The organism is Limnohabitans sp. TS-CS-82 (assembly GCF_002943475.1).
In genome coordinates this window covers 264,858-280,231 of record NZ_PTQX01000001.1, presented here as the reverse complement: position 1 = coordinate 280,231, position 15,374 = coordinate 264,858, and the positions used below count along the sequence as shown (strand labels likewise).

The following is a 15,374-nucleotide window of genomic DNA, read 5'->3' as shown; positions in this document are numbered from 1 at the left end:
TTTTAAATACCACTTTTCACCTCAGTTTCGCGGCATTCGGTCCGGTAATCACGCCATGTAGTGATCGACCCGACTCGACATTTTTTAAGCGAATTTGTTCACCTAGACCACCATCTTGCAACGCTTCCGCGCGCATTGTGATGGAAAAGCCTTGTCCTTCGCCTGCTGTGACCTGTACCTCTTGTCCGCGCTTGACCAACACAGCGGTCTTCACGTCGTATGAACGCAGAGGGGTGTTGGGCGTGAGGTCGCGCACCAACTCCATATTTTTTAATAATTTCGTATCGGAAATGATTTGGTTTTCCATGCCCGCCGCAGGCATCTCGGCATAGCTGAACATCTCTGGTTTGATGACCGTGCCGCGCTTGAGCAACTCTTTGGACACCAACACTTTGTACAGCGCAGGTGCCGATGGGCTGGCGCGGTTCACAGGGGTGTTGGCTTGGCCGGTGTTCAGATTGACGAAAAGTTGCCAAGCAGGCTGTGCGCAACGCACACGTATGGCGGGTTGATTGGGAAACGGTTGCTCAAACTGCAGGTTTTGTTGACAGGTTTGCACCGTGATGCGTGGGTCCACAGGCACGACTTGCACCTGTTTACCTTGAAAAGAAGGGTGTGTCGCAGCCCATTGTTGGGCTTGCTTTTGCAAGGCCTCAAAGGCGCTGTCTGGCAACGTCGAATCTGCCGCAAACCCAAGCTGGGCTTTGCTTAGCACGCATGCAGCCAGCCACACGCTCCAGCGCTTGAGGCGCGAGGTGTCGGCATTTTTTAGGCACGGCATTTGCATAGTCATACGGGCAGGTGTTGATGTTTTGACATGAGTTCAGACCCAACCCTTTATGCAAGAACGAAGCCAACTTTTTTACGGACCGATTAAACGGAGCCCTCCATGCGACTCGACCCGTCCTACAACCCTCAGGTGAACACCACCGACGCCTCCGGCAGCCTCAAGCTGCCACGGAGCCAGTTGGCGTACGCCCGCACCGCGCCCGCCTTTTCGCGCGCGATGGCCAGTGCCAACCAATCAGGTGCTTTGGCCCCCGAGGGTGGCACGGCAGCGTGGGGCACTTCGGTTCGTTCAGGTCAAACCTTGACCGGCATCGTGCGCGAGCAGATGGCCCAGCGTGGCGTGAACATTTCAAACAACGAAGCCATGCGCTTGGCGCAAACCGTGGCGCGTTCGAACAACATTGCCAACCCCAACATGATTCATCCAGGTCAGAAGCTGAACCTGGATAGCTTGAATTTTTCTTTGCAACAAGCGCAGGCGGTGAACCAAGCCATCGCGGCCAACAAAGCCGCAGTGGCTTCGGCGACAGCGCCTGCGGTGACGCCGGCTGCCAACGTCAACACACTCAATACCAACACACCCATGGGTGCGACCGCCTTGGCGGGTACGGCCCAAGTGCAGTTGCTCACGCGCTCAGACCGCAGTGGCAATGTGGTACTGGAAAAAACCATCGACCGCGCGATTGAAAAAGGCTTCATCCCCGCGCAAGACAAACAAGCCGTGATGAACAAGATTGTTCAGCTCTCGCAAGAGCACCGCTTTGCACCCGATGACTTTGCGCGCCTCACCTTGATGGAGAGCGATGGCATGAACCCCAAAGCGTCAAACAGCCGTTGTCACGGCATCATCCAGTTTTGCGATGGTCCTGACCGAGGTGCGGCTAGCGCGGGATTTGGTGCCAACCCCAAAGCCATTCTGGGTCACAGCGTGTTGAAGCAACTCGACATGGTGGACAAGTATTTTGAAGACACAGGCCTGAAGAACTTTGGCCCTGTGGGTTTGGATGATCTGTATTTAACAGTGCTCACCCCAGCGGCGCGCAATGAAACGCGCCCCAATGCTGCTTTGAACATTCCCGGTCAGCAAGCGGCTTACTTACATGTGAACCGCGACATGCGTGCACCCATCACGCGTAACTCCATCTTGGCGGGTTTGCATCAAAACGCCAATGAACGTTTGGGTACGGAAGTGGCGCAACGCCCCTCCATGCAGGCGGCTCGCTTGAGCGCCTACGCAGCGCAGGCTGCGGTGTCGGAAGTTCGCTAACTTCACGACAGCGGCAAACATTTGCCGCTTCTAGCGTCAAAACCACCGTGGCACGGCTCTTGCATTAATCGACACGAGGTCTCACAACTTGAGGCCATGTGTCAATTAACAGGAGTCTTGTGATGGACGTTTTTAAATCAGCCTTTGGAATCCACGAGCGTGCACTCGGCGTGAGAAGCCAGCGCATGGAAGTGCTGGCGCGCAACATCGCCAACGCCGACACGCCTAACTACAAAGCACAAGACGTTGATTTCAAGGCCATGCTCAAAGAAGCCAAGACTGAGTATTTGACCGCCACCAATGAAAAACACTATGCCGGTCTGACCGAAGCGCCAGACAACGGCATGCGTTTTCGCACACCGTTCAACAGTTCATTTGACGGCAACACCGTTGAGATGAACGTGGAACAAGCCCAATACGGTAAAGCCGCTGGTGAATACCAAGCGACTTTGCAATTTCTAGAAAACCGCATTGGCGGTCTTCGTAAAGCCATGCGCGGGGAGTAATAGACCATGCAACTTGACAACGTCTTTGGTATTGCAGGCACGGCGCTGAACGCGCAAGCCATTCGCATGAACACCACGGCTTCTAACTTGGCCAACGCCAACTCGGTGGCGGGCTCTGAAGAAGAAGCCTACCGTGGCCGTCGCCCTTTGTTCAAAGCCTTGATGGATGAACAAATGACACACGCTGGCGCTCAGTTCGTTGGTGGTGTCAAGGTCGACCGCATCGTCAATGACCCAGCGCCCATTCGTAAAACCTGGGAGCCCGGCAACCCACTCGCCGACAAAGAAGGCTACGTGTTCCATTCCAACGTGAATGAAATGTCCGAGATGGTCGACATGATGGCCGCCTCTCGTTCGTATCAAAACAACGTTGAAGTCGTCAACACCGCACGTCAATTGATGATGCGCACCCTTGAAATTACCAAGACTTAATCATGGCTACGACCGCAACATCCTCTCTGCCTAGTGGCATCGTCAAGTACGAAGACTACCAAGCGCAACAAAAAGCCACGCCCACGAACACCAACATGGGCCAGACGGAATTTTTGACACTCTTCACCACACAGTTGAAGAACCAAAACCCGTTGGACCCTGTCAAGAACGAAGCCTTCGTGGCCCAGCTCGCGCAGTTCTCACAACTCGAAGCCACCACGGCGATGAAGACCAGCATGCAGAACTTGGTCTCTAGCTTGGCGAACGACCGCTTGCTCGGTGCCACATCGTTGATTGGTAAAACCGTTGGCGTGCCCGATGGCCCTGTGGCTGTCACCGACACCACGGTGTCGCAAGGCGTGCTGAATGCCCCCACGGGTGCAGACGGCATCAAGCTTGAAATCTTCAACGACAAAGGCATTTTGGTGCGCACCCAAATCATGGGCCCACAGCCTGCAGGTGATGTCACCTTGGCTTGGGACGGTATGAATGACGGTGGCACTGCAGTGCCTAACGGCACCTACCGCTATGTGGCCTCGGTCAACAGCAATGGCACGGTCACCAAACCCACGGTCAACACCTACGCCCAAGTGACGGGCGTGACCAGTGCAGGCACAGCCGACGGCACGATGTTGCTCGAAGTGGCCGGTGGCAAGACGGTCAATTTGACTGATGTGAAGCGCATCAGCTACTAATTTCAAGATTCAAGAATTTCTCTCAGGAGCTAAAGCACCATGTCTTTTTATACCTCTCTCACCGGTTTGAATGCCGCCACCGCGCAGCTGGGCGTCACGTCTAACAACATCGCTAACGTGAGTACGACAGGCTTTAAGCGCAGCCGTACCGACTTTGGCGACATTTTTGCGACGTCACCGCTGCAAAAAGCCTCAGCCACCATCGGTCAAGGTGTGTCCTTGAAGCGCGTGGTGCAAGAGTTCGGTCAAGGCAACATGATGTTCTCGTCCAACACCTTGGACTTGGCCATCAGCGGTGACGGTTTCTTCCCGCTCAAATCGCAAGACGGTTTCCAAGACATCTTTACCCGTAACGGTGTGTTCATGATGAACGACCAATACAACGTGGTGAACTCAGCAGGTCAGCGTTTGATGGCAGCGTCTGTTGACTCGTCCGGCAAAGCGAATTTGGATGACATGAACGTGTTGACCATCCCGCAAAAAACCACCGGCATGGCGAAACAAACCAGCAAGGTGTCTTTGGGCTTGAACTTCCCAGCAGATGCAGAAGTCATCACCAAAGATTTCAACCGCAACGATCCCGACACCTACAACAAGAGCACCGCACTCACTGTGTATGACGCCGGCGGTAACTCTTATCTTGCCTCGGTCTACTACGTTAAGACCCAAAACGCTAGCCAAGAAACACCCAATAACAAATGGCAAACCTATGTATACGTGGGTGACAAGCTGGTGAACGCCTCTTTGCAGCAAGCCACCAACACCTTGGGTGAAGATATGTACGTCAATAAATATGGCGAACTCAAAGCTAAGAGTGACTTTAAAACGCCAGAAGAAATTGCCGAATTGAATAGCAGTTTTTCCAAAAAAACGATCAAGTTTTCGTTGGACAATTTGACCGACATCCGCACCTCACAACCCGCCACCGTGACCGCTGGCTTGGCCACCGATTTGGGCACCGGTTCTAACGATGGCATTGACTTTGCCAACTACGAAAAACTGAACAAATCTGATTTGTTATTTAACCAAGGCAGCAGCGCAGTCACCTATGGTTTGGAGTCCGTAGGTCTCAAATCAGCTGATGAAGTCAGTGTGAAATTCAGCAAAGATGCAGAGCCGGTCAAAGTGCCAACTGTCGATGGCTTGCCACCCAGTGCGCTTGATGTAGCAAAAGCGTTGAATTTGAATGCCAGCTTTGCATCGTCCTATGTGGCACAAGCTGCATCAAAGGTCACGATGGAAGGCATCACGTTCGGAACGCCAACAGCTTCGGTGACAGACTTCTCTTCTTTCACCATGACAGTGGGCAGCAAGACACTCAATCTAACCGCCTTAAAACCCAGCGCTGCCACGCCAGAAGGTTTGGCTGTTGAGTTGCAAAAACGTTTGCGCTCAGAAGATGATGGCAATACTGATTTGAGTGTCACCGTTTCTGGCACTGATCTTGTGATTAAAGATGCTCAAGGCCGTAAATTGTCTGGCATCAGCATGAGTAAAAACGCTGCTTCAGCAACGCTACCTTCAAAAATTACCCCCACAGATGGGGAGCTGAAAATCACAGCGATTGACCCTAACGTCAGCGCCGACACGATCAAGGCTGCCATCACGCTCACACAAGGGGACCGTAGTACGGCGGGTGAAACCACTGCAACTACTGCAACCACCATCAAGGTAACGACCAATCCGACTGACTACCCACGTTTTACGGCCACATACACCGTAGCAGGTACCGCACCCTACAAAGCGGTGATGGGATCGGGCACCAATGAGGTGGTTATCACCAGCGAATCCACAGAATCTAAAGCAGAGTTTGTGACCAAGCTGAATGCGAACGATAAATTTGCGTTGGCTTACACCGCGGAACTCAATACCGCAGGCACAGAGATTGTGGTGACGGCCAAAGATCCATCTACCTTGGGCGCCAGCGCAATTACTTCAGATCTGAAGTTATCCAATAGCCTCAATGAGTCACTTGTAACGACTCTAGGAACTGGTAAATCAGCCCCTTCAGCTTTTGCCAACAAAAAGAGCATCGATGATCTCAAGAACCTTTTCAGCGTCAACGTGGACAATTCCATCGATTCTGTGACTGTGGGCTTGGACCATTTGGTGGACACCATGGCCAAGTTGCCTGACACCACCAGCAAGAAACTGTCGGGTACCCAAATTGCTGCTGAATTGACTAGCGTGATGGCACGCCAGTATGGCGATGAAAAACCTTTCAACTTTTCAACGGTTGGAGACCCCACCTTTTTTATTGGCTTGACGCGCGCAGATAAAGTGGTTTTGGATCCGCTGTCAATCAAACTGGCACCTCACGGTGATATGCGTACCGAAGACATGGTGCGTGAAGTGCAAAAGCAAATCAATGACGATCCGGTTTACAGCGGCAAGATTGAAGTGTCGTACGACACCCAAAATCAAAAGCTGGTGTTCACACCCGCCGATAACGCCAAAGTGACGGTGTCTAGCGAGCAAACCGCCATGGATTTGGCAGACCCCTTGGTGCAAGGTGTCAACGATTCATCGGTGGGCTTGAAGCTGTCACCATCGGTCTCCACATCGCCTTTCAAACCACTCAACGAACAACGTTACGGCATGAAGGTTGAATACGACGCGGTCAAACAGACCTTTGTGTTCAAGTCCGGCACCACCGGCGACAACTCTGGCCTGGCAATCACTGGCATCCGCCCTGGCAGTTTGGCCACTCAGTCGTCCAAAGGTTTGGGCATGACGGGCGACCCTGCCAGCTACGTGGTGACGCCCTCTACGGTGGACGCTTTGCGAGGCATTGCCTCAGCGCCTGCGGTGTTGGGTGGCAACCCCTTGGCTGTGAACGTTGACAACAACTTCTCTGTCGATGAGACCAACAACCAGTTTGTGGTGTCTGTCAACGGCATCACAGGCACCGTGGTCGTGCCGCCCAAAGACACTTACACCTTGGGCACCTTCATGGAAGCCCTGCAAGATGGCATCAACAATTTGCAAGGTCCTTCTAAGAATGGCCTGACACCTGACTCTGTCAACGGTGTGAAGGTCAGTTACGATGCCAAGAGTAACGCTTTGCAGTTCACCACAGGTACGGCTTCTACCGACTCATACATCAAGGTCACCGGTGATGCACGCTGGGGTCTGGACGGTTTGGATGCCAAGTTCGGCACCACCACCACATGGATCAAACCCACCGCGTTCAAAGATGAAAAAGGCGCCACGGTCTACATTGACGGATTCGGTGCTGAGTCATCGACCGCGACAGGCTTTGACACCTTGCCTGCTTGGTCACCTGTCTATTTCGACAAAGGTGAGCTGACATTTGACACAGCGGGTAACTTGGTGTCACCTAAACAAGGTGCTCAGTTGGACACCGTGTACTTGCCAAACGGTAAGGGCGCTTTGACTATCAATATCGACTACGCCAAGTCCACGCAGTTTGCGTCACCGTTCTCGGTGTTGTCGCAGTCGCAAGACGGCGCCCCCGAAGGTGACTTGGTGGGCTTGGCCATTGCCGACGACGGCTTGGTGTCTGCCAGTTTCTCCAACGGCGCACAAAAGTCCCTGGGCAAGGTGGTATTGGTGAACTTCTCTAACCCCTCTGGTTTGCGCCAGATTGGTGACACCAACTACTACAAGACGTCTGACTCAGGCACGCCTAAGTACGGCGAAGCCGGTTCGGCTGGTTTCGGTACCGTGCGCTCCGGCGCCACCGAGCGTGCCAACGTGGACTTGACCCAAGAATTGGTGGACTTGATCACCGAGCAGCGTAACTTCCAAGCCAACGCCAAGGCCATGGAAACCAGCACCTCGATGACGCAAACCATCATTCAAATCCGTAACTAATCGGCCTGATTAAGAGACTGACATGGACCGCTTATCTTTCAACGCGATGGCCGCGATCAACGAAGACCGTTTGATCCGGCAACAGTTGTCCAACGACATCGCCAACGTCACCACCGTCGGTTTCAAGCAAACCTTCGAAGCCACCATCCAACCGCACCAAGCGGTGGGTGAGGGCTTTGATTCACGCTTGCAACCCCGTCTGTACACCACAGACCGTGTGCGCTTGGATGCAGGACCTTTGATGGTCACAGGCCGTGATTTGGACGTGTCCATGAACCACAAAACCGTCATGGGCGTGATGGGCAATGACGGAAAACTGGCATTTACCCGCCGGGGTGACCTGCGCGTCAACCCCAACGGTGTGCTGGAAACCGGTTCTGGCCACATGGTGCAAGGCCAAGATGGCGGCCCCATCACGATTCCCGTGGGCTCACGCATCAACATCACCAAAACAGGCGAAATCTTCGCCTCAGACCCCACCCAGCAAGGCATTCCGCAGGAGCAGGTGGTTGGCACCTTGATGCTGCGCGATGCCAGCACCACGAACCTCATCAAACGCGAAGACGGTTTGTTCCGAGTTGACGAAAAACCACTTGGCACGGACTTTGCAACTGGTCCAGAGCCAGTTTCTTTGACACCGCAAGCTTTAGAAGGCAGCAGTGTCAATCCAATGGCATCGATGGTGAAGCTGATTGAACAGAGTCGCTCTTTTGAGCATCAGATTCGTTTGATCAAAGAAAGCAAATCCAACGATGAGTCGGGCGCTTCCATGATGAAGGCGTCTTGAATTTGACAGATTAAAAGGGGCTAGAAGCCATGGATGCATCATTGTGGGTAGCGAAAACCGGTCTTGACGCGCAGCAGACGCGCATGAACGTCATTTCGAACAACTTGGCCAACGTGAGCACGACCGGCTTCAAACGCGACCGAGCCGTTTTTGAAGACTTGCTCTATCAAAACGTCAAACAACCCGGTGGTCAAACCACCAACAACACCCTCTCACCCACGGGCTTGATGCTCGGTACCGGTGTGAAGATCAATGCCACTGAAAAGCTGCACTTGCAGGGCAACTTGATCAACACCCAATCGCCCCTCGACTTGGCGATCATGGGTGGCGGCATGTTCCAAATTCAAATGCCAGACGGCACCACGTCGTACAGCCGCGACGGCAACTTCAAGATCAGCAACACCGGCCAAGTCGTGACAGCGTCTGGCTTCCCGTTGATCCCCAACATCACCATTCCTGAAAACACAGCCAGCGTGACCTTTGGTCAAGACGGCACCGTGTCCGCCGAAATCGTGGCCGGTGGTGGCTCACAAAACATTGGCCAAATTCAAATCGCACGTTTTGTGAACCCAAGCGGTTTGAAGCCCATCGGCAACAACTTGTTTGAAGCTTCGCAAGCCAGCGGTGTGGCGCAGGTGCTCACGCCCGGTCTCAACGGCGCTGGCGCTTTGAAGCAGGGCTCACTCGAAGCCTCCAACGTGAACGTGGTGGAGGAGATGGTCAACATGATCGAAACCCAGCGCGCTTACGAGATGAACTCCAAGTCCATCTCTGCGGTGGACGGCATGCTCAAGTTCTTGAACCAAAACATCTGAAGGAGCCGGATCATGATCGTCCTTCGTTTACTCGCTCTTGCTGGCATTGTTTACCTGTTGCAAGGCTGCGCCACCGAACCTGTCGACATGGTGCTTCGTCCATCGCCAGAGTTCCAACCGGTGTACCCACTTGCCGCTGACCGGCAAAAAGTTGCCACCGGCGGCATTTACAGCAACCGACAAAGTGATGCCTGGTTCGGCCGTGGCCGCAATTACCAAGTGGGCGACATCATCACGGTGTTGCTCAATGAGTCGACGCAAGCGGCGCGCACACAAAACACGGATGTGAGCCGTGAATCTAAAAACTCGTTGCCCTCGGGCTTCAACACCAAGATTGGCAGCATGTCGCCTTTCTTGAACGGCATTGATGTCAATTCCAACAACAACAGCAGCAAAGGCGCAGGCAAGGCAGACCAACAAGCCTCTTTGTCTGGCTCTGTGGCTGTGACGGTGGTTGAAATTTTGGCCAACGGCAACTTGATGGTCCGTGGCGAGAAAAAGCTCGGTTTGTCAGAAGGCACCGAAGTCATTCAAGTTTCAGGCGTGATTCGTCCTGAAGACGTAGGCCCCAACAGCACTGTGCAATCACGCCGTTTGGCCAATGCACAAATCGCGTATCGCGGTTCGGGTGATTTGGCAAATGCCACCAAAGCAGGCTGGGGTACCAGCTTGATGCACAAGTTCTGGCCTTTCTAATATGAAAAATCTCTCCCTGTTTGTTCGCGTCTGCTTGACCAGCCTGTGCGTTTTAGCCGCAAGTGCTGCACAAGCCGACCGCGTCAAAGACTTGGCCACGCTCGCCGCCCAACGTCCTAACCAATTGATTGGTTACGGTTTGGTGGTCGGTTTACAAGGCACGGGCGATGACGCCTCGGTGCCCTTCACCACGCAAAGCATGAAAGCCATGCTCTCGCAAATGGGCGTGCGCATTGACGGTCCTTTGACCGACTTTGAAACCGCAGCCACTGCAGCGCGTGTCGACATCAAAAACACCGCTGCCGTGTTGGTGACGGCTGACTTGCCTGGCTTTGCTAAGCCCGGTCAACGCATCGACATCAACGTGTCTGCCATTGGTAAAGCCTCTAACTTGCGCGGTGGCAGCTTGATCATGACCGCCATGCGCGGTGTGGATGGCGAGATTTACGCTTTGGCGCAAGGTGCACTCACAGCGACCGGCATTGATGCCAGCGCCGCAGGTTCTAAAGTGCAAATTGGTGTGCCCACCTCGGCTCGCATTCCTGGCGGCGCGATTGTGGAGCGCATTGTTGACACGCCTTTTGAGTCTGCCGAAAACGTGATTTTTAACATCCGTGAAAACGATTTCTCCACCACGACCGCCATCGTCAACGCGATCAATAAAAAATTTGGCGGCGACGTGGCACAAGCCATTGATGGTGTATCGGTATCGGTACGAGCTCCTCAAAACTTGAATCAACGCGTCGCATTCATGAGCATGATCGAGGCCCTAGAGGTCACGCCAGGCGAGCCACCCGCGCGCGTGGTGATCAACTCACGCACAGGCACGGTGGTGATCAACCGCTCGGTGCGCGTCACAGCCGCCGCTGTATCGCATGGCACGATTTCTGTGGCGATCACGGCGACCAACGAGGTGTCACAACCCAATATGCTCGCCGGTGGCCAAACCACCGACGTGCAAAACGCTGACATCAAAGTGGCGGAGCCCAACAAGCCTATGTTCTTGTTCCAGCCCGGTGTCGAACTGCGTCAAATTGTGGATGCGGTCAACCAAGTGGGCGCCACGCCTTCTGCGTTGATTGCCATTCTTGAAGCCTTGAAAAGCTCCGGCAGCCTGCGCGCCGAGTTGGTCATCATCTAAGCGAGAACGACTATGAGCAGCTCCGTCGACACCTCAACACCTAGGTCCTACACGGACTTTACAGGTCTGGGTGAGTTGCGCGGTAAAGCGCAGAAAGACCAAAACAGCGCGTTGAAAGAATCAGCGCAGCAGTTTGAAGGCCTCTTCATTCAGATGATGTTGAAATCCATGCGTGAGGCCAATGAGCCCATGAAGGACGAAGAAAACAAATCGCACGCCATGGAAACCTTTGAAGGCATGTTTGACAAAGAAGTGTCTTTGCAAATGTCCAAACGCGGCGCCTTGGGCGTGGCCGACTTCATGGAACGTGCCGTCAAGCAACAACAAATGCCCGCACCCAGCACAGATGCTTTGTTGAAAGCGCGCGGCCAAGGTATCCCATTGAATCCCAAGCAACAAGCTATTCCTTTGCCCACAGCGGCAGAGTTGAGCAAAGGCTTTGCTTTGGAAAAAAACCTGCCACTCAAGAGCTTGCAAGAGTTCAAGGCTCCTTTTTCTGGAGGCCGTAAATGAGTGACATGCTCGGCATCAGCAGCAATGCGATTGGCGCATACCAACGCGCTTTGAGCACGGTTGCAAACAACATTTCAAACGTCAACACCGAAGGCTATTCACGCCAAGACGTGGTGCTCAAAGACTCTGCGCCTAAAAAGTTGGCCAGTATGTATGTGGGTACTGGCGTGATTTTGCAAAACATCAAGCGCCAATATGACGCGTTTGCAGAATCGAACTTGCGTAACAGCACCAGTGACTTAGCCAGTCAAAAACCCATGGTTGATTACGCCAAGCGCGTGATGGACATCATGGGTGACAAAAGTATTGGCTTGAGTTCTGCGTTTGATGACTTCTTTGCCGCAGCAGGTGCATTGTCTGCAGACCCAGCCTCAACTGTGCAGCGCACCAGCTTTTTGCGCAGCGCTGATGGTGTGGCTTCGCGCTTTGGTGAACTCAACACCCAGCTTGAATTGATCGCCACAGAAACACGCCAAGGTGTGGAAAGTGTTGCGGCTCAAATCAACACACTGACCAGTCAATTGGCTTTGATCAACCAAAGCATGACCAAGTCGCCCACCTTGGAAAGCCAACCTGCTGAGTTGCTCGACCGTCGTGATTTGACATTACGCCAACTCTCAGACTTGGTGCGGGTCAAAACCAGTTTCACCACCAATGGCACAGTCAATGTGAGCTTGGGCACCACCATGACCCAAGGCTTGGTGGTCAATGGCAACAAGTCACGTCCCATTGGCGTAGACACTAGCACCGTAGGCAAGATTGAGCTTGTACTCGACCCCTACGGCAAAACCGAATCACTGGCCAGTGCCAGCGGCGGACAGTTGGGCGGCTACCAAAGCTTCATCAGTCAAGTGCTAGAGCCTGCTCAAAAGAACCTGTCTGCGTTGGCGCAAACTTTTGTGTCTGAAACTAATACCATCCAGAAGAATGGCATTGATGGTTATGGGCAAATGGGCGCTGACTTGTTTGCATTTGATCCCAGCGTCACCACACCTGCTGCGGCCATTCGATTGGCTGTCAATGACGGTATGCGTGTGGCCACAGCCGCTCAATTCCGCGTAGGCGAGGGCAATACCAACATTACCACCACCCGCGCCACAGTCAAGTTCACTGATACAACGCCTGCCACGCAGCTGAGCAACAGCCAATTGGTTAACAACCCCAATGCGTCGGCGGGGGTGACCTTCAAGGTCGATGGTGCACGTGTCTACACGCCCGTCAGCACTTTGTCTGCTGGCGTCAAAGCTGCGTTCTATTTAGACGAGGCTGAGCCAGGCCAGCAGCTGCAAGTCATGACCCGCGATGGTCGTCAGCTCTTGGGCCAAGCCTTGACTGAGACAGAAAAGTTTCAGTTGTTCACACCTGACAACGGCTTTGCCGATAACGCCAATTACTCAGATGCCTATCTGAACCAAACAGGTGACAAGGCCTACCGTGGCTTAGACCTGTTTTATGGCGCTAAAGCAGAAGTGCTCTTTGGCCAAAACTTTGACCAATTCGGCGCTGCCGGTGAGTCATTGCCCTTGGCTGCGTCGATGGAAACATCACGCATTTCTTCTAGCGATGCCAAAATTCCAGCCGGTGCCATTACCGTCAATGGTTTGGCGCTGCCCGCATTCAATGCCAACACCGATTCAGAAATCATCATTTCTGGCATAAGTGTGGGCACCGTTCCAACGGCCTACAACTTTCAAGCCGTCGTGGGCGGCCAGTTGATCTCTTCGTTAGTTCCATCGGCGAACACGGGCAGCATCAGCCAGTTGGCGACAGCTCTCAATACCAGCTTGCAAGCACAGGGCTTGTTTGCTACAGCTATCAACAACAACGCTGACATTCGCATCACGGACAGCAAGGGCCGTGATGTCGGCGGTGTGGCATTGGTGCCAACGTCTACAGCTTCAGGTGCTGACTCTGGCTCTGTGCAAGTTCGCTCGGCCGCTGTGCAAGTGGCCAACTGGATCAACGGCAATTCGCAAGCGCGTGTGCTCAACCCCATGTTTGGTGCTGGCGCTAACCCAGGGTTTTCAAAATTTCAGGCCACCTTGGGTGGCGTGTCGTTCGAACTCGCACCCACAACTGCCACCAATCTCAGCAGTTTGGCTGCGGTTTTGCAGCAGCAGTTCCGCGCCAAAGACAACAGCACTGACATCAGTGTGGTGGTGGACGGCACACATTTGCTCATCACCGATGCGCAAGGCCGCTCATTCAAGAACTTTGCACTCATTCCTGCTGACCCGGCCTCTTTGGCCACCGGTGGCAAGGTTGAAATTACCAACAGCAACGTGTCGCAGACCAATGTGCGCGCTGAAGTGTTCTCAGAAGTGCGTGTGCCTGTGGCGCAGCTCAACCTGTCCAAGCCACTGACCATCAACGGCCAATCTATCAGTGGCTACAAGTCAGTCAATGAGCTGGTCAAACAAATCAATGACTCTCAAGCAGGCGTCATTGCCTCTGTCGAGTCCAACGGTGAATTTGTTTTGACCGATCCGTTGGGTAGCCCCATTCGCATCAATGCAACGCCAGATGGCAACGCCTTAGACATCCAGCCCACCACCTACAACGCGCAAGTGCGCATGGTGCAGGTCGTGCGCGACATGCGCATTCCAGCCACTGATGTGGACTTTAAAAAACCCCTGCAAATCAATGGCGTGAACATTGGTGAGGCAGCCTACGATTTACCGGCCGTTCATTTGGCCGACTATGAAATCAAGTTCGGCTCTCCGCTGCAATCTGTATCGGCAGCAACACCTTCAGCTTTAGAGACGGCATTGAATGCCAATGCTTTATTTGCTGCCTCTTATGAGGCCAAGGTCACGGGCGATCGCTTGGTCATCACGCCAATGGCGGGTGACGTCAGCGATGCAGACTTGGACAACACATTTGTCGTCAAGTCTGACAGTGTCTTTTTGTCCCCCCAAACTGAAATCAAAACCCTCAGCGCCTTTGTTGATCGCATCAATGCAAAGAATGCCCTAACCGGTGTGGTGGCGGAGTTGGATCTGTATGGCGACTTGAAGCTCAGCACCACCGATGAAAAAGGCACGCGTGCCATTTCAATCGGACCTGGTAAAGATTCTTTGGGCAATCAAGCGCCCAATGCCTTGGGTCTGGACCCGATGGACTTTGATGTCACCGAGCGTCTCAAACGCAAGCTGCAAGACCCAGATTTCATCAGCGACATTCGTGTGTCGTTTGGCAGTTATGGCGACCCGAAAACCTTTGGCGATCCAGCTGATCTTTCTAAGATGGGTCTGCGCACTGGCGCTTACATCGAACAAGGCTCACCCGATGAGTTGCTGTTGTTTGTCACGGGTAAAGGCGCTGCCAAAATTGCCGCAGGCTATCAAGGTGCACCCGACAACGTGCGTGACAGTTTGCGCGCTCAATCTCTGAACATCAAATTCACGGCTGAAAACCGTTACACCATCACCGATGCTGCCACGGGTACCGAATTGGCCGACCGTTTCTATGACCCGACCGTGCTGGAGCCGGTGGTTGAGTTTCAAGGTCTGCAAATCAAACTCAGCCACGCGCCTGCCGTGGGTGATAGCTACAAAATTGATGGCAACTTCGACGGTCTAGGCAACAACGTCAACATGCTTGACATGGTGGACCTGAACAAAAAGCCCACCGCCAATGGCAAAACCATTGCCAACACCTACATTGACCAAATCAACAACGTGGGTAACTTGGCTCAGCAAGCCATCATCACGCAAGAAGCGTTGACGGTGGTGAATGAGCAAGCCGTGTCAGCGCGCGACAAAGTGTCTGGCGTCAACCTCGACGACGAGGCCGCTGCCCTGATTCGATACCAACAGGCTTATCAGGCGTGTGCCAAAGCCCTTCAAATTTCGGGTGAGTTGTTTGACTCCATTGTTCAAATTCGTTGATCCAGG

Annotated in this window: 12 protein-coding genes; 11 read left to right on the top strand and 1 reads right to left on the bottom strand. The window is 53.5% G+C overall.

Translation table 11 applies throughout. From position 1 onward, the window contains the following. Positions 1-16 precede the first annotated feature (16 nt). Positions 17-781, bottom strand: a complete 765-nt coding sequence (gene flgA, locus C5F52_RS01195) for a flagellar basal body P-ring formation chaperone FlgA (RefSeq protein ID WP_161499633.1) — start codon at positions 779-781, stop codon at positions 17-19. Between the two features lie 108 nt (positions 782-889). On the opposite strand from flgA, the gene C5F52_RS01190 reads away from it, so the two are divergent. The 11 genes from C5F52_RS01190 to flgK all read left to right on the top strand — a co-directional run bounded on the left by C5F52_RS01190 (position 890) and on the right by flgK (position 15,368). After that, the gene (locus tag C5F52_RS01190) at positions 890-2,056 is read left to right on the top strand and encodes a LysM domain-containing protein (protein WP_104796507.1); all 1,167 of its coding nucleotides are present in this window, start codon (positions 890-892) and stop codon (positions 2,054-2,056) included. A gap of 122 nt (positions 2,057-2,178) precedes the next feature. Continuing rightward, positions 2,179-2,562 carry a flagellar basal body rod protein FlgB gene (gene flgB / locus C5F52_RS01185; RefSeq protein WP_104796506.1) on the top strand — a complete coding sequence of 128 codons (384 nt, stop codon included), beginning with the start codon at positions 2,179-2,181 and terminating at the stop codon, positions 2,560-2,562. Positions 2,563-2,568: 6 nt separating this feature from the next. Next, entirely contained in the window at positions 2,569-2,994 is a 426-nt protein-coding gene (gene flgC / locus C5F52_RS01180; protein ID WP_104796505.1) for a flagellar basal body rod protein FlgC, read from the top strand. Between the two features lie 2 nt (positions 2,995-2,996). Then, positions 2,997-3,689 (top strand): flagellar hook assembly protein FlgD, encoded by a 693-nt coding sequence (locus C5F52_RS01175; protein ID WP_104796504.1) that lies wholly within the window; start codon positions 2,997-2,999, stop codon positions 3,687-3,689. A gap of 39 nt (positions 3,690-3,728) precedes the next feature. Continuing rightward, positions 3,729-7,526, top strand: coding sequence for a flagellar hook-basal body complex protein (locus tag C5F52_RS01170; protein WP_104796503.1), 3,798 nt, complete (start codon positions 3,729-3,731; stop codon positions 7,524-7,526). A gap of 22 nt (positions 7,527-7,548) precedes the next feature. Next, entirely contained in the window at positions 7,549-8,313 is a 765-nt protein-coding gene (locus C5F52_RS01165; protein WP_104796502.1) for a flagellar basal body rod C-terminal domain-containing protein, read from the top strand. 29 nt (positions 8,314-8,342) lie between these two features. Continuing rightward, complete coding sequence (gene flgG / locus C5F52_RS01160; protein ID WP_104796501.1) at positions 8,343-9,128, top strand: flagellar basal-body rod protein FlgG; 786 nt, start codon at positions 8,343-8,345, stop codon at positions 9,126-9,128. A gap of 12 nt (positions 9,129-9,140) precedes the next feature. Continuing rightward, entirely contained in the window at positions 9,141-9,824 is a 684-nt protein-coding gene (locus C5F52_RS01155; protein ID WP_104796500.1) for a flagellar basal body L-ring protein FlgH, read from the top strand. A gap of 1 nt (position 9,825) precedes the next feature. Further along, positions 9,826-10,965 (top strand): flagellar basal body P-ring protein FlgI, encoded by a 1,140-nt coding sequence (locus C5F52_RS01150; protein WP_104796499.1) that lies wholly within the window; start codon positions 9,826-9,828, stop codon positions 10,963-10,965. A gap of 12 nt (positions 10,966-10,977) precedes the next feature. After that, the gene (locus C5F52_RS01145; protein WP_104796498.1) at positions 10,978-11,478 is read left to right on the top strand and encodes a rod-binding protein; all 501 of its coding nucleotides are present in this window, start codon (positions 10,978-10,980) and stop codon (positions 11,476-11,478) included. After that, entirely contained in the window at positions 11,475-15,368 is a 3,894-nt protein-coding gene (flgK, locus tag C5F52_RS01140; protein ID WP_104796497.1) for a flagellar hook-associated protein FlgK, read from the top strand. Before C5F52_RS01145 ends, flgK begins: the two co-directional genes overlap by 4 nt. Positions 15,369-15,374 lie beyond the last annotated feature (6 nt).

Excerpts from the sequence above, each read along its gene's own strand:
- C5F52_RS01145 (WP_104796498.1), top strand. The coding sequence starts at position 10,978 with ATGAGCAGCTCCGTCGACACCTCAACACCTAGGTCCTACACGGACTTT.
- flgB (WP_104796506.1), top strand. The coding sequence starts at position 2,179 with ATGGACGTTTTTAAATCAGCCTTTGGAATCCACGAGCGTGCACTCGGC.
- flgG (WP_104796501.1), top strand. The coding sequence starts at position 8,343 with ATGGATGCATCATTGTGGGTAGCGAAAACCGGTCTTGACGCGCAGCAG.
- flgA (WP_161499633.1), bottom strand. The coding sequence starts at position 781 with ATGCCGTGCCTAAAAAATGCCGACACCTCGCGCCTCAAGCGCTGGAGC.
- C5F52_RS01190 (WP_104796507.1), top strand. The coding sequence starts at position 890 with ATGCGACTCGACCCGTCCTACAACCCTCAGGTGAACACCACCGACGCC.
- C5F52_RS01165 (WP_104796502.1), top strand. The coding sequence starts at position 7,549 with ATGGACCGCTTATCTTTCAACGCGATGGCCGCGATCAACGAAGACCGT.
- C5F52_RS01155 (WP_104796500.1), top strand. The coding sequence starts at position 9,141 with ATGATCGTCCTTCGTTTACTCGCTCTTGCTGGCATTGTTTACCTGTTG.
- C5F52_RS01150 (WP_104796499.1), top strand. The coding sequence starts at position 9,826 with ATGAAAAATCTCTCCCTGTTTGTTCGCGTCTGCTTGACCAGCCTGTGC.
- C5F52_RS01175 (WP_104796504.1), top strand. The coding sequence starts at position 2,997 with ATGGCTACGACCGCAACATCCTCTCTGCCTAGTGGCATCGTCAAGTAC.
- flgC (WP_104796505.1), top strand. The coding sequence starts at position 2,569 with ATGCAACTTGACAACGTCTTTGGTATTGCAGGCACGGCGCTGAACGCG.
- flgK (WP_104796497.1), top strand. The coding sequence starts at position 11,475 with ATGAGTGACATGCTCGGCATCAGCAGCAATGCGATTGGCGCATACCAA.
- C5F52_RS01170 (WP_104796503.1), top strand. The coding sequence starts at position 3,729 with ATGTCTTTTTATACCTCTCTCACCGGTTTGAATGCCGCCACCGCGCAG.